The 16,440-nt window shown below is 66.8% G+C and carries 15 protein-coding genes; 10 read left to right on the top strand and 5 right to left on the bottom strand.

What is annotated here, in order from left to right; genetic code table 11:
- Positions 1–122: 122 nt before the first annotated feature.
- The 3 genes from ROZ37_RS02265 to ROZ37_RS02255 all read left to right on the top strand — a co-directional run bounded on the left by ROZ37_RS02265 (position 123) and on the right by ROZ37_RS02255 (position 3,091).
- Positions 123–869, top strand: a complete 747-nt coding sequence (locus ROZ37_RS02265) for an ABC transporter ATP-binding protein (protein ID WP_312657492.1) — start codon at positions 123–125, stop codon at positions 867–869.
- Positions 862–1,578 carry an ABC transporter ATP-binding protein gene (locus ROZ37_RS02260; RefSeq protein WP_312657149.1) on the top strand — a complete coding sequence of 239 codons (717 nt, stop codon included), beginning with the start codon at positions 862–864 and terminating at the stop codon, positions 1,576–1,578. The genes ROZ37_RS02265 and ROZ37_RS02260 overlap by 8 nt, the downstream gene beginning before the upstream one ends.
- Positions 1,579–1,732: 154 nt before the next feature.
- Positions 1,733–3,091: an aromatic acid/H+ symport family MFS transporter gene (locus ROZ37_RS02255; RefSeq protein ID WP_312657148.1), complete on the top strand. Its 1,359-nt coding sequence runs from the start codon at positions 1,733–1,735 to the stop codon at positions 3,089–3,091.
- Positions 3,092–3,421: 330 nt separating this feature from the next.
- On the opposite strand, the gene ROZ37_RS02250 is transcribed toward ROZ37_RS02255, so the two are convergent.
- Positions 3,422–3,700 carry a PepSY domain-containing protein gene (locus tag ROZ37_RS02250; protein ID WP_312657147.1) on the bottom strand — a complete coding sequence of 93 codons (279 nt, stop codon included), beginning with the start codon at positions 3,698–3,700 and terminating at the stop codon, positions 3,422–3,424.
- Between the two features lie 94 nt (positions 3,701–3,794).
- On the opposite strand from ROZ37_RS02250, the gene ROZ37_RS02245 reads away from it, so the two are divergent.
- On the top strand, positions 3,795–4,805 hold the full coding sequence (locus tag ROZ37_RS02245; protein ID WP_312657146.1) for a type I asparaginase: 1,011 nt from the start codon (positions 3,795–3,797) through the stop codon (positions 4,803–4,805).
- Positions 4,806–4,815: 10 nt separating this feature from the next.
- Here ROZ37_RS02245 and ROZ37_RS02240 read toward each other — a convergent pair whose 3' ends face one another.
- A complete protein-coding gene (locus ROZ37_RS02240) occupies positions 4,816–5,475 on the bottom strand; it encodes a hypothetical protein (RefSeq protein ID WP_312657145.1) in 660 nt (219 codons plus the stop codon).
- A 333-nt stretch (positions 5,476–5,808) separates the two neighbouring features.
- Positions 5,809–7,302, bottom strand: coding sequence for an NAD-dependent succinate-semialdehyde dehydrogenase (locus ROZ37_RS02235; RefSeq protein WP_312657143.1), 1,494 nt, complete (start codon positions 7,300–7,302; stop codon positions 5,809–5,811).
- A 287-nt stretch (positions 7,303–7,589) separates the two neighbouring features.
- Between ROZ37_RS02235 and def the strand changes: the two genes are divergently transcribed.
- The 3 genes from def to ROZ37_RS02220 all read left to right on the top strand — a co-directional run bounded on the left by def (position 7,590) and on the right by ROZ37_RS02220 (position 10,043).
- A complete protein-coding gene (gene def, locus ROZ37_RS02230) occupies positions 7,590–8,153 on the top strand; it encodes a peptide deformylase (protein ID WP_312657141.1) in 564 nt (187 codons plus the stop codon).
- Between the two features lie 157 nt (positions 8,154–8,310).
- The gene (locus ROZ37_RS02225; protein WP_312657139.1) at positions 8,311–9,282 is read left to right on the top strand and encodes an ABC transporter ATP-binding protein; all 972 of its coding nucleotides are present in this window, start codon (positions 8,311–8,313) and stop codon (positions 9,280–9,282) included.
- The gene (locus ROZ37_RS02220) at positions 9,282–10,043 is read left to right on the top strand and encodes an ABC transporter permease (protein WP_312657138.1); all 762 of its coding nucleotides are present in this window, start codon (positions 9,282–9,284) and stop codon (positions 10,041–10,043) included. Before ROZ37_RS02225 ends, ROZ37_RS02220 begins: the two co-directional genes overlap by 1 nt.
- Here the strand turns inward: ROZ37_RS02220 and ROZ37_RS02215 are convergent.
- A complete protein-coding gene (locus tag ROZ37_RS02215) occupies positions 10,040–10,585 on the bottom strand; it encodes a DUF2242 domain-containing protein (protein ID WP_312657137.1) in 546 nt (181 codons plus the stop codon). The genes ROZ37_RS02220 and ROZ37_RS02215 overlap by 4 nt on opposite strands.
- A 185-nt stretch (positions 10,586–10,770) precedes the next feature.
- Positions 10,771–13,095 (bottom strand): aldehyde ferredoxin oxidoreductase C-terminal domain-containing protein, encoded by a 2,325-nt coding sequence (locus ROZ37_RS02210; protein WP_312657135.1) that lies wholly within the window; start codon positions 13,093–13,095, stop codon positions 10,771–10,773.
- 323 nt (positions 13,096–13,418) lie between these two features.
- Between ROZ37_RS02210 and ROZ37_RS02205 the strand changes: the two genes are divergently transcribed.
- From ROZ37_RS02205 to ROZ37_RS02195, 3 genes are all read left to right on the top strand, one after another.
- Positions 13,419–14,465, top strand: a complete 1,047-nt coding sequence (locus ROZ37_RS02205; protein ID WP_312657133.1) for a TRAP transporter substrate-binding protein — start codon at positions 13,419–13,421, stop codon at positions 14,463–14,465.
- 153 nt (positions 14,466–14,618) lie between these two features.
- Positions 14,619–15,095, top strand: a complete 477-nt coding sequence (locus tag ROZ37_RS02200; protein WP_312657132.1) for a TRAP transporter small permease — start codon at positions 14,619–14,621, stop codon at positions 15,093–15,095.
- Positions 15,092–16,411, top strand: a complete 1,320-nt coding sequence (locus ROZ37_RS02195) for a TRAP transporter large permease (protein WP_409449920.1) — start codon at positions 15,092–15,094, stop codon at positions 16,409–16,411. Before ROZ37_RS02200 ends, ROZ37_RS02195 begins: the two co-directional genes overlap by 4 nt.
- Positions 16,412–16,440 lie beyond the last annotated feature (29 nt).

Raw genomic sequence — 16,440 nt, 5'->3', positions numbered from 1 at the left:
CGACGGGCGCCGACTCCGCCTCGCCCGCGTCGGCCGTCCCGGGGCGTGGAGCGTCGGCAGCGACTGACACGACGGCGAACGGAGGACGCGGCGCCCGTGCCGAACTCCTCGCCGCCGAGCCGGTGCTCGCCGCACGCGGGCTGTCGCGGCAGTTCGGCGGTCTCGCGGCGAACAAGGACGTCTCGATCGACCTGCATCGCGGCGTGCTGCACGCGGTGCTCGGGCCGAACGGCGCCGGGAAGTCGACGCTGATCAACCTGCTGTCGGGCGACCTGCCGCCGTCGTCGGGGCAGATCCTCTATCGCGGCACGGACATCTCGGGATGGCGGCCGGACCGGCGTTCGCGCGCCGGCATCGGGCGCAGCTACCAGCGGACGAACATCTTTCCGGCGTTCACCGTGTTCGAGAACTGCCGGCTCGCGGCGCAATCGCGCGTGCCGCGCGCGCTGCGGATCTTCTCGCGGGCCCAGGGCTTCGCGGACCTGACTGACGCCGCCGAACGCGCGCTCGAAGAGGCGGGGCTCGCCGCGCGCCGCGACGTCGTCGCGTCGACCTTGAGCCACGGCGAGCAGCGGCAGCTCGAGATCGCAATGGTGCTCGCGACCGCTCCGTCGGTGCTGCTGCTCGACGAGCCGCTCGCGGGGATGGGGTCGGACGAGTCGCAACGCATGGTCGAGCTCTTGCAGAAGCTGTCTGCCGACCACGCGATCCTGCTCGTCGAGCACGACATGGACGCGGTGTTTGCGGTCGCCGACGTCATCACGGTGATGGTCACCGGGCAGGTGCTCGAGAGCGGACCGCCGGAGCAGATCCGGGCGAGCCTCGCGGTGCAGGAAGCCTATCTCGGCGCGGGGGACGACGATGAGTGACATGCTGATCGAGGCCGAAGGCCTGCATTCGTTCTACGGTGGCAGCCATGTGCTACATGGCGTCGATTTCATGGTGCGCCGTGGCGAGACGCTGGGCCTGATGGGGCGCAACGGCATGGGCAAGACGACGCTCATCCGCAGCCTGCTCGGCCACGTGCGCCCGCGCCACGGCCGCGTGTTGGTGCGCGGCAAGACGATGACCGGCGCGGCGCCGCATCTCGTCGCGCGCAAGGGCATCGCCTACGTCCCGGAAGGCCGCGGCATCTTCCCGAATCTGTCGGTGCGCGAGAACCTGCTGATGGCGGCGAAGGCCGGCGTCGACGGGCGCCGGGACTGGACCTTCGAGCGCATCCTCGACACCTTTCCGCGGCTCGGGGAGCGGCTTACGAATGGCGGCGGGCAGTTGTCGGGCGGCGAGCAGCAGATGCTGACGATCGGCCGCGCGCTGATGACGAACCCGGATCTGCTGATCCTCGACGAGGCGACCGAGGGACTCGCGCCGCTGATCGCGAAGGAGATCTGGCACATCATCCGGCAGATCCGCGCGACCGGCATCGCGACCATCGTCGTCGACAAGAACCATGCCGCCGTGAGCTCGATCTCGGATCGCAACGTGATCCTCGTGAAAGGCCGGGTCGCGTTCGAGGGCTCGAGCCACGAGCTGCGCGAGCAGCCCGAGCTGCTGAAGAAATACCTGGGCGCGGGCTGATGCGTTGTTCCCCCGCCGACGCCCGCGCGGCCGCATCGAGCCGCGCGAGCGGGAGCCCTGACCAGCACTGCGAACCTTCTGGCATTTCGAAACCCCGACCCGCGGGCCTCCCGCGCGCGCAACAGATTCAAGTCACGTATCGAGGAAAGGCAACATGCGAAATATCGATGTGCACCCGATTATCGACAACGCGAAGTTCAACCGCTTCCACTGGACCGTCCTGTTCTGGTGTTCGCTGATCATCATCTTCGACGGCTACGACCTCGTCATCTACGGCGTCGTGCTGCCGGTGCTGATGCAGGAGTGGGGCCTGACGCCGATGCAGGCGGGCACGCTCGGCAGCTACGCGTTGTTCGGCATGATGTTCGGCGCGCTGATCTTCGGACCGATGTCCGATCGCTACGGCAGGAAGCGCGTCATCGCGATCTGCGTCGTGCTGTTCAGCTTCTTCACGGTCCTCAACGGCTTCGCGCGCAATGCGACCGAATTCGGCCTCTGTCGATTCATCGCCGGCCTCGGCATCGGCGGCGTGATGCCGAACGTCGTCGCGCTGATGACCGAGTATTCGCCGAAGAAGGTGCGCACGACGCTGGTCGCGATCATGTTCAGCGGCTACTCGGTCGGCGGCATGCTGTCGGCCGGTCTCGGCATCTACCTGATCCCGCAGTTCGGCTGGTCGTCGGTGTTCTTCGTCGCCGTCATCCCGCTGCTGCTGCTGCCGCTCGTGCTGCGTTCGCTGCCGGAGTCGATCGGCTACCTGCTGCACGCGAAGCGCGACGCCGAAGCCGGAATCATGCTCAGCCGGCTCGAGCCGTCGTTCCGCACGTCGCCGTCCGACCGCTACTCGATGCCGACCGGCAAGACCGCGCACGTGTCGCTCGTCGCGCTGTTCAAGGAGCGGCGCGCGCTCAGCACGCTGATGTTCTGGGTCGCGTTCTTCATGTGCCTGCTGATGGTCTATGCGCTCGCGTCGTGGCTGCCGAAGCTGATGACTCAGGCCGGCTACGGGCTCGGCTCGAGCCTGTCCTTCCTGCTGGTGCTGAACTTCGGCGCGATCTTCGGCGCCATCGGCGGCGGCTACATCGCCGACCGGCTGCATCTAAAGACGGTGCTCGTCGTGTTCTTCGTGATCGCCGCGTTCTCGATCAGCCTGCTGGGCTACAAGAGCCCGACGCCGGTGCTGTATCTGCTCGTCGCCGCCGCCGGCGCCACGACGATCGGTTCGCAGATCCTGCTGTATGCGTTCGTCGCCCAGTTCTATCCGATGGCGATCCGCTCGACCGGCATCGGCTGGGCGTCGGGCGTGGGGCGCACCGGCGCGATCGTCGGGCCGATCCTCGGCGGCACGCTGATGGCGATGGCGATGCCGTTGCAATACAACTTCATGGTGTTCGCGATTCCGGGGGCGATCGCTGCGATCGCGATCGCGCTCGTCGCCCGCAGCGCGGCGCATGCGCCGAGCGAGGAGGCTCCGCTCGCCTATGCGGCCGAGATTGCGGCCGTGACGGACTGACGCCGATCCCTTCGCGGCCTTCGCGGCGTTCGTGGGGACACCGGCGCGCGCCCCACACCGCGGGCTCGAATCCGGCCGAAACGGGGCGCGAGCTCGCAGCTTCGGGCTGGTATTGGTCGGCGCCGAGCCCCGTGGCGAACTGCCGCATCGGTGGTGAAGCGGTCCGTTCATCACCGCTGACCGGCCTGTCACCGCACTCGGCGCGGCTTCGTCGGCCTATGAGCGGAATCGGCGTCCTGCGGCCGGGACTCCCGCTCGCGTCCGCAAAGGTGGCCGCGCCGACCGCGGCAGCGCCGGAGCGCCCCGCCGCGGCCTCCCACGCGCTCCGCATCAAGCCTTCTTGGACTTCGCCTGGACCACGGTCCCGTCGACCGGGTTGTGGTAGATCTCGACCTTCCGGCCGTCCTTGTCGATGCCGTACAGTTCATAGCAGTTGCCGTTCGTGATCTTGAATTTCTCAAGGGTGTAGCCCTGATCGACCAGCTTGCGCAGCATCGTCTCCTGCGGCATCCACTGTTCCTGCGGGGCCTTGGTGCACGTCGGTCCGGCGATCGCGGCGGTTCCGGTCAGCAGCGCGGCGGCGGCGAGGATGATGTGTCGGGTGTTCATGTCTCTCTCCTTTCGGGTCATGCCGGGGGTGGCATGGAGCTCATTCTCGGACTGCCGGGGTGAATGGGAGCTGAACAATATGGAGAACGAAGCGATGGCATCCCGCGTACTGGTCCTCTATGCCGGTGGCACGATCGGCATGGCGCGCGCCGAGGACGGTTTTCGGCCGATGACCGGGTTCGAAGACGTGCTGCGCCGTCTGCTGCGCGAGCAGGTCGCCGCAGTTTTGCCCGATTTCGACGTCGTCGCGCTCGCCGAACCGATCGACAGCGCGAACCTGCAGCCGTCGCACTGGAGCGCGCTCGCCCGCGAACTCGTCACGCGCTGGCAGGCTTACGACGGGTTCGTGGTGCTGCACGGTACCGACACGATGGCGTACAGCGCGTCGGCGCTGTCGTTCATGCTGCGCGGCGCCGACAAGCCGGTGATTTTCACCGGCGCGCAGATTCCGCTCGGCGAACCGGACAGCGACGCACTCGCCAACCTGCTCGGCGCGCTGATGCTCGCCGGCCGGCAGCGGATTCAGGAAGTCTGTCTGTATTTCGGCGGACGGCTGCTGCGCGGCAACCGCAGCACGAAGCTCGCGAGCGAGGCGTTCGACGCGTTCGATTCACCGAATTACCCGCAGCTCGCCGACGTCGGCGAGGACGTCGCCCTGCACGCCGACGCACTGCTGACGCCGCCGCCAAGAACCTTCGTCGTGCCGCAGTTCGACGCCGAAGCGGTCGCCGTGCTGTCGGTGTATCCCGGCATTTCGGCGCGCATCGTCGATGCGATCGCCGTCAGCCCGCGCGTGCGCGGCCTCGTGCTGCGCACTTACGGCGTCGGCAATGTGCCGGACGCGCACATCACGTTCATCGACTCGCTCGCTCGCACCATCGAGCGCGGCATCGTCGTGCTCAATACGACGCAATGCGTGCGTGGCCGCGTGATCCCGGGCACTTACGCGACCGGCGCGGCGCTCGACCGCATCGGCGTCCTGCCCGGGGGAGACATGACGCTCGAAGCGGCGTTCGCGAAGCTGCACTTCGTGCTCGCTTCGACCGCCGATGCCGACGTGGTGAGGCGCGCACTCGGGGAATCGCTGTGCGGCGAAATGTCGTGAAAGCCTGAGTTCATGCCGCGGCAGCAGCGGAATGCGGAGTGCTCCGCTCCCGGGCGGCGCTGCGCCGTAACCGCCCGAGGGGTAGGACGGCAACGAGGCCGAGCGCGGCGAGAAGGATTGTCGACGGTTCGTCGATCGCCGTCGTCGAAAAGCTCAGGTCGTCGATGTTGATGTCGCCGCGGCGGAAATAGAAGCTTTCGAGCTCGATGCGCGAAATGCCGGTGCCGATCAGCGTGACCGGTTGGCGCGGGATCGCTGCCGTGCTGAGTTCCTCGAGACCGCGCCAGCCTTCGGTCTCGAAGCGGTCGAGCACTTCGGTTTCGCTCCACGCGGTGAGGAAGATCCGGTCTTCGAGCAAAGCCGTCACGAACATGCTGACCGTCGTTGGAAGCGTGCCGACGAATTGCAGCGTCAGCCCCGGGCCGAACAGATCGTAAAGCACGTTCGGCGGTGACACGACCGCCTTGTCGCCGAACTCGGCACGGCGGATGACGCCGTTCCGGACGATCAGGCCCTGATCTTCGTACTGCGTTGTCACGGCGGTTTCGGATCGCAGGTCGTCGAAGGTGATCAGCGTCGCCTGCGACGACAGCGGCAGCGCGGTGCAGGCGGTGGACGCCGCAAGAACTGCGCAACGCTTCACCGGCGACGAGAAGAACAACTCGCTCATGCGGACCTCCTCATGCAACTCCTCGCGCCCCGGTCCGCGCCGCGGACCCGACGTTTCGGAGAATCGAGCGGCTTGTCGACGGCGCCGACGAAGGCGAAGAACCGTTCCGGATATTCTGTCCGGCCCCGTCGTTCCGCGCCGCCGCCCGACGTCGCGGCGCGAACCCGCGCGTGCGAGCAAACGGGAGACCCGGATGAGCTTGTCCGCGCGAGATCGGTGGCCGCTGTGACTGCGAGGCATCTCAGCTGCGACGGGGCTCCAGCCTTGGCAGGGCGCCAACGGAAAACGAGGCCGCGAGCGCGCGCCAGGCGTGGCGCCGCAAGTCCAGCGCTATCAGCCGATGCCGAGCGTGACGTGCTTGACGGAGAGGAAGCTGTCGAGTCCCCAGGTGCCGCCTTCGCGGCCCAGTCCGGACTGTTTCACGCCGCCGAACGGCGCGGCCTCCGTCGTGAAGGACCCGGTGTTCACCGCGACGGCGCCGGTTTCGAGCGCTTCGGTGACGCGCAGGATCCGTGAAATGTCGCGTGAGAACAGGTAGCTCGCGAGGCCGTACTCGCTCGCGTTCGCGATCGCGATGGCTTCCTGCTCGGTGCGAAAGCGCATCAGCGGCGCGACCGGGCCGAAGGTTTCCTCGTGCGCGATCGCCATCGCGTCGGTGACGTCGCCAAGGATCGTCGGCTCGAAGAACGTGCCGCCGCGCGCATGGACCTTGCCGCCCGCGAGCAGCCGGGCGCCGAGCGCGACCGCGTCGTCGATATGCCGCGCGACCTTGGCTACCGCGAGCTCGTCGATCAGCGGACCGAGCTGCACGCCGGGCACGACGCCGGGGCCGACTTCGAGCTGGCCGACACGCTCGACCAGGCGCGCTGCGAACCCGTCGTAGATGTCAGCGTGGATCAGAAAGCGGTTCGCCGCGACACACATCTGCCCCGAATTGCGGAACTTGGCCTTCACCGCGCATTCGACCGCGAGGTCGAGGTCGGCGTCGTCGAAGACGATGAACGGTGCGTGCCCGCCGAGTTCGAGGGACAGGTTTTTCACCGTTGCGGCGCACTGCCGCATCAGCTCGCGCCCGACTTCGCCGGAACCGGTGAAGCTCATCATGCGCACCGCCGGATCGTCGGTCAGCGCGCGACCGATCTCCGTGGCGGCGCTGCCGTCCCCGGTCACGACGTTGATGACGCCGCTCGGAAGCCCCGCGAGTTCGGCGAGCGCCGCGAGCGCGAGTGCGGTCAGCGGCGTCTGTTCGGCGGGCTTGAGCACGACGGTGCAGCCCGCGGCGAGCGCGGGTGCGAGCTTCTTCGCGACCGACGACGCGGGGTAGTTCCACGGCGTGATCGCCGCGCACACGCCCACCGGCTCGCGCACGACCCACCCGCGCCGCGTCGGATCGGCGACCGGCAGCGTGCTGCTGCCCAGCCGCTTGCCTTCTTCCGCGTACCACTCGACGAAGGTCGCGGTCTGCAGGATCTCGGCGCGGGCGTCGGGGAGCGGCTTTCCCTGTTCGGTGGTCAGCAGCAGAGCGAGGTCGTCGGCGCGCTCGACGATCAGCTCGTGCCAGCGGCGCAGCACGGCGCTGCGCTGCGCCGGCGGCACGGCGCGCCAGCGGGGGAAGGCCGCGACCGCAGCCTGAATCGCCCGCCGCGTCTCGCTCGCACCCATGTTCGGCACTTCTGCGACCAGCGTGCGGTCGGCCGGGTTGCGCACCTCGAATCGGGCGCCGCGATCGGCTCCGACCCATTCGCCGTCGATGAAGCCTGCCGTTCGCACCAATTCCTGCCCGCTCGGGCGATGGGGAAGGGTGGAGAAGGGTAGCCTCATGTCCATGGCGTGATTGGATCCTCGACGGTGCGCGCTGCAAAGGTTTCGCGGGACGCCGCCGACGAGTTCGGGTAAACGGGCGCGATCGCGAAAGGCGTTTACTGTACCGCGTGAAGGGGCCCGGACAAGTGTTTCGATACATCGATTTTCGGGTTTCGGCCGGGTTATCGGTGCCGCGCAGCATCGGCGAACGAGATGCGGCGAGAACCCGGCGTTTTCGTATGAGACGGACCGCTCTTGCGATCGGCGGCCGGCGAAGCACAATGACGCTTTTTTGCGGAGATCCGGCATCGATGGCAGCCAGGACGATTCTCAGGATGGGCGACCCGCGCCTGCTCGAGCGTGCGCGGCCGGTGACGGCGTTCTGCACGCCCGAATTGTCGGCGCTGATTGCGGACATGTTCGACACGATGGCCGCGGCCGGGGGCGTCGGGCTCGCGGCGCCGCAGATCGGCGTCGGGCTCCGGCTCGTGATTTTCGGCTTCGAGCGCAGCGACCGTTACCCGGACGCGCCGGCGGTGCCGCGCACGATCCTGCTCAACCCGCGGCTCACGCCGCTCGCCGAGGATGCCGAGGACGTTGAGGACGTCGAGGAGGACTGGGAAGGCTGCCTGTCGGTGCCGGGGCTGCGCGGCGTCGTGCCGCGCTACCGCCGCATCCGTTACGAAGGCTTCGACCCGGACGGGAATCCGATCGACCGCAGCGTCGAGGGCTTCCACGCGCGCGTCGTGCAGCACGAATGCGATCACCTCGACGGCCTCCTCTATCCGATGCGGGTCCGCGACTTCAGCCGCTTCGGGTACACCGACGTGCTTTTTCCCGACCCGAACAGCGTACCGGCGGACGATCGACGGTGAAGATCGGCGGGCCGGGCGCGGCGGACGCTGATCGGCGGCATGAGGTGTTCGTGTAAGCGTGCGCATGTCGTCGGAGAGCCGCCGTTGGCGGGGGGCAATCGAACGCGCTTACGATCGCTGCGGGGCAATGCGGCAGGCATCTGCTATCGTCTCGGGCATGCATCCGAACCCTTCCCTTCAACCGCTTGCCACACCGGTCATTTCCGTCGCAGGGCTGTCGAAGACCTACGCTTCCGGATTTCGGGCGCTGAAGAACATCGACCTCGAAATCCGGCGCGGTGAAATCTTCGCGCTGCTCGGTCCGAACGGCGCCGGCAAGACGACGCTGATCAGCATCATCTGCGGCATCGTCAATCCGGGCGACGGCAAGGTCCTCGTCGACGGGCACGACATCGTCAGCGACTACCGCGCGGCGCGCGCGATGATCGGGCTCGTGCCGCAGGAGCTGACGACCGACGCGTTCGAGACGGTCTGGGCCACGGTCAACTTCACGCGCGGCCTGTTCGGCAAGCCGGCGAACCCGGCCTACATCGAGCGGCTGCTGAAGGACCTGTCGTTGTGGGGCAAGAAGGACAGCCGGCTCCTCGCGCTGTCGGGCGGCATGAAGCGGCGCGTGCTGATCGCGAAGGCGCTGTCGCACGAGCCGAAGATCCTGTTTCTCGACGAGCCGACCGCGGGCGTCGACGTCGAGCTGCGGCGGGACATGTGGCAGCTGGTCCGGCGGCTGCGCGACACCGGCGTCACCGTGATCCTGACGACGCATTACATCGAGGAGGCCGAGGAGATGGCCGACCGCATCGGCGTGATCGACAAGGGCGAAATCATCCTCGTCGAGGACAAGGTCGAGCTGATGCGCAAGCTCGGCCGCAAGCAGCTGACCTTGCAGCTGCAGGAGCGGCTCGCCGCGGTCCCGCCGTCGCTCGCGCGCCACCGGCTCGAATTGTCCGCCGGCGGCGACGAGCTGATCTACACCTACGACAGCGGCGGCGAGCGCAGCGCGATCGTGGAGCTGCTGCAGGAACTCGGCGACGCCGGAGTCCGCTTCAAGGACCTGCACACGACGCAAAGTTCGCTCGAAGACATCTTCGTCAGCCTCGTGCACGACAGCGGCGGGGTGAGGAAGCAGTGATGAACATTCCCGCAGTCAGCGCGATCTACCTCTTCGAGATGGCCCGCACCCGCCGCACCCTGCTGCAGAGCATCGTTGCGCCGGTGATCTCGACGTCGCTGTATTTCGTCGTTTTCGGCTCGGCGATCGGCTCGCGCATCCCGCAGATCGACGGCGTCAGTTACGGCGCGTTCATCGTCCCGGGGCTGATCATGCTGTCGCTGCTGACGCAGAGCGTGTCGAACGCGTCGTTCGCGATCTTCTTTCCGAAGTTCTCGCGGACGATCTACGAGCTGCTGTCGGCGCCGGTGTCGCATTTCGAGATCGTGCTCGCCTACGTCGGCGCCGCCGCGACGAAATCGACGCTGCTGAGCCTGATCATCCTCGCCACCGCGAGCGCGTTCGTGCCGCTGCGCATCGATCATCCGATCTGGATGGTGTCCTTCCTGCTGCTGACCGCGGTGACGTTCAGCCTGTTCGGCTTCATCATCGGCATCTGGGCGGACAACTTCGAAAAGCTGCAGCTCGTGCCGCTCCTGATCATCACGCCGCTGACTTTCCTCGGCGGCAGCTTCTATTCGATCGACATGCTGCCGCCGTTCTGGAAGAACGTCACGCTGCTGAATCCGGTCGTCTATCTCGTCAGCGGCTTCCGCTGGAGCTTCTACGGCAGCGCCGACGTCGGCGTAGGCGTGAGCCTCGTGATGACGCTCGGCTTCCTCGCGCTGTTCCTCGCGATCGTGACGTGGATGTTCCGGACGGGGTACCGGCTCAAGACCTAGTTCGGCGACATCGCGGTCGAGATCTTCGCTTCGTCGCCGTGCAGCATGTCGATCAGACCGAAGAACCGCCGGTAGAACCCCGGGTCGGTGACGGTTTCCTCGGCCACCTTGACCATCGCCTCCTTGTCCGACGACCACGGCAGCGAGATCGAGCCGACGCCGGCGACGCTGACGCCGGTGTTGCTCGCCGCCGATTTCAGCTCGTAGCGGGTCTGCAGCGCGTTCGCGTACATGACGGCGCCGAGATTGCTCGGGAGACAGACGAGGGTGATGTGCAGCGTCATGCCGACGTCGCCTTTCGGCTGGAAGAACTTTTCGCCGCGGATGCTCTGCGGATTGCTGCTGTCGACGCGGTAACCCTGGCTGAGCAGCGCGCGCCTGCCGAGCTCGCAGGCCGCGGAGGGCTGCCGGTCGCTCCAGTCCATGAACGGGGATTCGGAGTCGAAGGTTTCGGTGAGGTAGGGTGCCGGAGGCGTCGAGCACGCACTGACGAGGAGCGCAAGGGCGCCGAGCCGGACGAGATGGCGGGCGGGAAGAAACATGAGCGGAATTTCCGGTGGAGCGTGAGCCGTTCGGTAGGCTGAATGTTAGAACATCCAGGCCGCAGCGACCCCTTCACGGACTGAATTATCCGTGAGGATGCCCTCGCAGCTCCCTCCCGACAACGCGGCAGCGGCGGCTCACCGCCGCCGCTGCGCGCTTCCACCGGCCGCCGTCTAGAGGCGGGTCAGCCCCCCGCGATGATCGGCACCAGCGCGACGCGGTCGCCGTCGTTCAGCGCCGTCTCGCGCTCGCCGGCGAGCACCATCCGCCCATTGACGGCGACGTTCCACGAGTGGTCGGAGAGCGCGTCCTGGGCTTCCGGAAAGCGGCGCCGCAGCGCGTCGCGCAGTTCGATCACGTTGCCGACGCGCTCGTCGATGACTACCGTCTTCTCGGGCGCGCCCGGCAGCGGCTGCGGGAGCTCGACGCACACCGCGAAGCCGGTTGTCGTCCGTGCGAGCTGCTGATGCCAGTCGGCCCGCGGCACGCCTTCGGCGTTGAGGCCGGTGACGTCGTAGAAGCGCGCCTTCATCGCATTGAACTCCTTCGGGTCGACCTTTTCGCCCTTGAACGGTCCGACCTGGATTTCCTCCTCGAACCAGCGCCGCGGCAGCGTGTCGTCCTTCGCGCGCAGGCCGAAGCGGAAGTTCAGCAGGCGCTCTAGGCCGGTGATGTTGCGGCCGATCTCGTTGAGCTGCTCGCCGGTGAAGTCGAGCTCGGTCGCGGCCGACACTTGCGCCGCGAAATCGCTCGGGTCGGGCGTCGTCGGCGAATTGAAGAGCTTGGTGTTGAAGCGGCACATGCCGACCGAGTCGCCGACCGCGAACGTGTTCTCGCAGCGGCGCACCGCGATCTCCTTGCCTTCGTAGCGGTTCGGTTCGGGCGCGACCGTGCCGCCATAGAGCTCGGTCTTGAACGGCGCGTCGTCGTTGATGCGCGCGTTGATTTCGAGCGTGACGCGGTTGCGCAGGTGGTCCATGCCGCGCGTCGCGACCGACAGGCCGAGCGCGAATGCTTTCAGGATGCGCGCGTCGTGCGGGTCGGACTGGAACAGACCCTTGACCGCCATCCGGTAGTCGAGCGCTTCGGCCGGATACTTGCCGCGTTCCACCGCGCGCGCCGAGTCGGCGATGGTGTCGCCGAAGCCTTCGCGCTTCGCGGTCATGAAGAGCAGCTTCTCGACCGTCTCGTAGTTGCCCCAGGACAGGTCGAGGCCGCCGGTGTGGCTCGCGTCGATGATGCCGCGCTGCCACAGCTCCATCGCCCACGAGATCGCGCTGCCGGTCGAGGCGGAATCGAGGCCGAGGTCGTTGAGGATGTTGTTCAGGCGCAGGATCTGCTCGGGTTCCTTCAGGCCGATCATCGGACCGAACTTGCCGACGGTGACGTACTCCGGCCCGTCGCCCTTGTCGTACTGGTCGAACTTGCCGTCGTTGTGGATGCCGTTGTAGGTGCGCTCCTTGCCGTGCTCGATGTCGGCCTGCGCCTTGTCGTAGCTCGCGTTGCCCTTGAGGCCCTTCAGCGCCGCCGAGCCCCAGCCGCCCTTGCCCTCGGGCGTCATGTCGTTCTGGTTGCGGCAATGCACCGGGCACTTGAAGCAGCCGTCCATGCCGGGGCGGTAGGGGTCGAAGTTGTCGGCATCGAGCGTCTCGTGCCACGCGGTCTTCTGGTTGTTCATCGTGCCGAGCGCGCCGAGCACCCGCGACGGCTTGTACAGGAAGGGCGTGCCGACCTGCTTCAGCGCGTTCTTGATCACCGACGTCGAGGTGATCTTCTTGCCGATCACCTTGTTGTGCGCCTTGAGCTCGGCGACTTTCGGCGCCTCGCCGGGTTTGCCGTGCACCATGATGGCTTTGAGCCGCAGCGAACCCATCTTCGCGCCGCCGCCGCCGCGCGCCCAGATCGCCTTGATGCCGCCCATGATGCCGCTGCACAGCGCGAGGTTCTCGCCGGCGGTGGTGATGCGGGCGAGCGCCATGTCCTTGCGCTCGGTGCAGTCGAAGTCGCGTTCGATGGCGCCGGGCAGGTCGAGGTTGTCGAGGCCGACGTAAGGCGTCGCGTCGAAGAACTGGACTTCATCGAACGCGATGCGCAGCAGCGTCCACTGTGGCGCGAGGCCGTACAGCACGATGTGGTCGTAGCCGTGGCGCTTCACGAAGGACGGGAAGTAGTCGCCGCCGTTGGTGTCGAGGATCGCGTGGCTGTCGGGCGAGCGGCTCGTGAAGTTGCCGCGCGTCGCCGCGGGCATGTCGCCGGTCAGCGTGCCGGCGCCGAAGATCAGCGGGACTTCCGGATCGAGCGCGTCGCGTTCTTCCTGCAGCAGGTTGTAGAGGAGGTACATGTTCGCGCCGCGCCCGCCGAGGAAGGTGCGCAGGACGTCGACCGGCAGGTACTTCCTGCGCGTTTCGCGCCGTTCCAGGTCGACGAACAGCACTGCCCCCTGGGTCGCGTATTGCGGCTCGTCGTGCAGGCGCTCGCACAGTGCTTCCACTTTGTCCCTGATGCCCATTTGTTGGTCTCCTTTGATCTGCTTGTTCGGAAGTGTGATTAACAAACAGTTGGAAGTCAAACAAAAAATGGAGGGCGTGGCGGCGGCACCGCACGAGCTGCCGAGGCGTAACGCAAGCCATTGACGGTAAAGAAAAAAGAATGTGATCGCGACGCCTTTTCGTGGCCGGCTACGAGCGCGATTTGCGTGACGCGCCGCAATAACGTTTGATGTGCATCAATTGCGTGACAAATAATCGCGAAAGCCGGTTGTGGGGGAGGAGCGTCGAGCCTATCGTTCGCAAAAAACAAAAGCAGCGCACGGAAGATTCACAGGAGGAGACGATGGAGAAGCAGACGTTCGCGATCAAGGCAGTCGTCGGAGCCGCGTTGGCGCTTTCGCTCGGCATGGCCGCGGCACAAGAAGTGAAGCTGAAGGTGCATCATTTCCTGCCGCCGGGCTCGACCGCCCATGCGAAGTTCATCACGCCGTGGTGCGACAAGGTGAACAAGGAGTCGGCGGGCCGGCTCAAGTGCGAGATCTATCCTGCGATGCAGCTCGGCGGGACGCCGCCGCAGCTGATCGACCAGGTCCGCGACGGCGTCGCCGACATCGTATGGACGCTGCCGGGCTACAGCGCGGGCCGCTTCCCGGCAATCGAAGTGTTCGAACTGCCGTTCATGATCAACACGGCCGAGTCGTCGAGCCGCGCGCTGTGGGAATACATCCACGTCAACAAGCTCGACCAGACCGAATACAAGGACGTTAAGCCGCTGGTCTTCCATGTCCACGACGCCGGCCAGCTGCATCTCGTCAAGAAGCCGATCGGCGAGCTGTCGAATTTTCGCGGCCTGAAGCTGCGCGCACCGACCCGGCAGACGAACAAGTTCCTCGCGGCTCTCGGTGCGACGCCGGTCGGCATGCCAGCGCCGCAGGTGTCCGAGGCGCTGTCGAAGGGCGTCATCGACGGCGCGATGCTGCCGTGGGAGGTCGTCCCGGCCGTCAAGGCGCACGAACTCGTGAAGTTCCACACCGAGGGCGATCCGAAGGCGCGCGCGCTGTACACGACGGCGTTCATCTTCGCGATGAACAAGGCCAAGTACGACAGTCTGCCCGCCGATCTCAAGGCGGTGATCGATGCGAACAGCGGCGCGGAGACGTCGGCGTGGGTCGGCAAGGTCTGGGACGACTCGGCATCGAGCGCGCGCAAGCTCGCAAGCGACCGCGGCAACAAGTTCAACGTCGTGCCGGCCGCCGAACTCCAGAAATGGGAGAAGGCCGGGCAGCGGGTCTACGACTCGTGGATCACGGAAGTCGGCGACAAGGGTTACGACGGCAAGGCGCTGCTGAAGAGCGCGCAGGCGCTCGTGCAGAAGTACGAGCCGCACTGAGTCCGTCGCGCCTGCGCGGCCCGCCGACTGCGCAAGCGCTCACCGATGCCTGCAGATCGTCCCGGAGCCCGCTTCGGGACGAATCGCGATTCTTCCGGAGCCGCAAAAGTGTCAGAAGCCGTCGCTACCCAGTCCTGTCCACTCGAGTGTCCGGTGGGCCGCTCGCTCTACTTTCTCTCGCGTATTCTCGCCGCAGCCGGCGGCCTCATCCTGGTCGCGGTCACGACGATGTCCGTCGCGAGCATCGTGTCGCGCACGCTGACCGGAAGCGCGCTGCTCGGCGACTTCGAGCTCGTGCAGCTCGGTTCCGCGGTCGCGGTCGCGGCGTTTCTGCCGTGGGGACAGATGCGCGGCACGCATGTGTTCGTCGATTTCTTCACGACCCGGCTGCGCCCGCGCGGGCGGGAGTTGCTCGACTGTGTCGGGGCGCTGCTGTTCGGAGTCTGCGCCGCGCTGGTCGCCTGGCGGATGATCGCCGGCACGGTCGACCTGCGTGCGAGCGGTGAGACCTCGATGCTGCTCGGCGTGCCGACCTGGTATGCCTACGTCGCGATGTCGCCGTCGTTCGTGCTGCTTTCCGCCACCGCCTTCTATACGTCGTGGGTCAAGTGCAAGGGAGATCGCCCGTGAGCGGGACGATGATCGGTGGGCTGTTTTTCGCGTTCATGCTGACGCTGCTCGCGCTGAGGGTGCCGATCGGCATTTCGATGCTCGTCACCGGCGCGGCGGGCTACGTGACGATGGCCGGCTGGGAGCCACTGCTCGGCTACCTGAAAACCGCTGCGTACGGACGCTATTCGATCTACGACCTGTCCGTCGTGCCGCTTTTCCTGCTGATGGGCAGCTTCGCGTCGCAGGGCGGATTGTCGAAGGCGCTGTTCGGCGCCGCCGCTTCGTTGATCGGGCACCGCCGTGGCGGCGTCGCGATCGCGGCCGTCGGCGCCTGTGCGGGCTTCGGCGCGATCTGCGGCTCGTCGCTGGCGACGGCGGCGACAATGGGGCAGGTCGCGCTGCCGGAGCTGCGGCGGCTGAACTACTCGCCGGCCCTCGCGACCGCGACGCTCGCTGCCGGTGGCACGCTCGGCATCCTGATTCCGCCGTCGGTCGTGCTCGTGATCTACGCGATCCTCGCCGAGCAGAACATCGCGAAGCTGTTCGCTGCTGCACTCGTCCCGGGCATCATCGCGGCGCTCGGCTACATGCTCGTCATCGTGCTGGTGTGCCGGCTCGATCCGACGGCAGGCCCGGCCGCGGAGCGCACGAAGTGGGCCGACCGCGTCGCCGCGCTGATCGGCGTGTGGCCGGTGCTGACGATCTTCGTCGTCGTCATCGGCGGCATCTACGGCGGCATCTTCACGCCGACCGAAGCGGCGTCGATCGGCGCGCTCGGAGCGGGAGCGCTCGCGGTCATCAAGGGCATGCGCTTCAAGGGTCTGATGGACAGCCTCTACGCGACTGCCGAGGCGACCGCGATGATCTTCCTGATCCTGCTCGGCGCCGACGTGCTGAACGTCTTCCTCGCGCTGACGCAGATGCCCGCCGAGCTCGCGAGCTGGGTGACCGGCTCCGGGCTGCCGCCGCTGATGGTGCTGTTCGCGATCATCCTGATCTACGTGTTCCTCGGCTGCGTGATGGACAGCCTGTCGATGATCCTGCTGACGATCCCGATCTTCCTGCCGATCGTCATGGGGCTCGACTTCTGGGGGCTCGATCAGACCGAGAAGGCGATCTGGTTCGGCGTCCTCGCGCTGATGGTCGTCGAGGTCGGACTGATCACGCCGCCGGTCGGCATGAACGTCTACATCATCAACAGCCTCGCGAAGAACGTGCCGATGTCGGCGACTTTCCGCGGCATCGTGCCCTTCCTGATGTCGGACGCGCTGCGCGTCATCCTGCTGGTGTTCTTCCCGGTCCTCACGCTGTTCATGGTCCGGCTCATCGAATGACCGAAGTCCTTTCCTCTAACGGGAGACAT

It is taken from the genome of Aromatoleum sp. (genome assembly GCF_032027225.1).
Classification (GTDB): domain Bacteria; phylum Pseudomonadota; class Gammaproteobacteria; order Burkholderiales; family Rhodocyclaceae; genus Aromatoleum.
The sequence above is the reverse complement of the archived record's forward strand: the minus strand, read 5'-3'. Positions and strand labels throughout refer to the sequence as shown.

Bases quoted from the DNA above. Each gene is read 5' to 3' on its own strand.
- ROZ37_RS02260 (WP_312657149.1), top strand. From the start codon at position 862: ATGAGTGACATGCTGATCGAGGCCGAAGGCCTGCATTCGTTCTACGGT.
- ROZ37_RS02255 (WP_312657148.1), top strand. From the start codon at position 1,733: ATGCGAAATATCGATGTGCACCCGATTATCGACAACGCGAAGTTCAAC.
- ROZ37_RS02250 (WP_312657147.1), bottom strand. From the start codon at position 3,700: ATGAACACCCGACACATCATCCTCGCCGCCGCCGCGCTGCTGACCGGA.
- ROZ37_RS02245 (WP_312657146.1), top strand. From the start codon at position 3,795: ATGGCATCCCGCGTACTGGTCCTCTATGCCGGTGGCACGATCGGCATG.
- ROZ37_RS02240 (WP_312657145.1), bottom strand. From the start codon at position 5,475: ATGAGCGAGTTGTTCTTCTCGTCGCCGGTGAAGCGTTGCGCAGTTCTT.
- ROZ37_RS02235 (WP_312657143.1), bottom strand. From the start codon at position 7,302: ATGGACATGAGGCTACCCTTCTCCACCCTTCCCCATCGCCCGAGCGGG.
- def (WP_312657141.1), top strand. From the start codon at position 7,590: ATGGCAGCCAGGACGATTCTCAGGATGGGCGACCCGCGCCTGCTCGAG.
- ROZ37_RS02225 (WP_312657139.1), top strand. From the start codon at position 8,311: ATGCATCCGAACCCTTCCCTTCAACCGCTTGCCACACCGGTCATTTCC.
- ROZ37_RS02220 (WP_312657138.1), top strand. From the start codon at position 9,282: ATGAACATTCCCGCAGTCAGCGCGATCTACCTCTTCGAGATGGCCCGC.
- ROZ37_RS02215 (WP_312657137.1), bottom strand. From the start codon at position 10,585: ATGTTTCTTCCCGCCCGCCATCTCGTCCGGCTCGGCGCCCTTGCGCTC.
- ROZ37_RS02210 (WP_312657135.1), bottom strand. From the start codon at position 13,095: ATGGGCATCAGGGACAAAGTGGAAGCACTGTGCGAGCGCCTGCACGAC.
- ROZ37_RS02205 (WP_312657133.1), top strand. From the start codon at position 13,419: ATGGAGAAGCAGACGTTCGCGATCAAGGCAGTCGTCGGAGCCGCGTTG.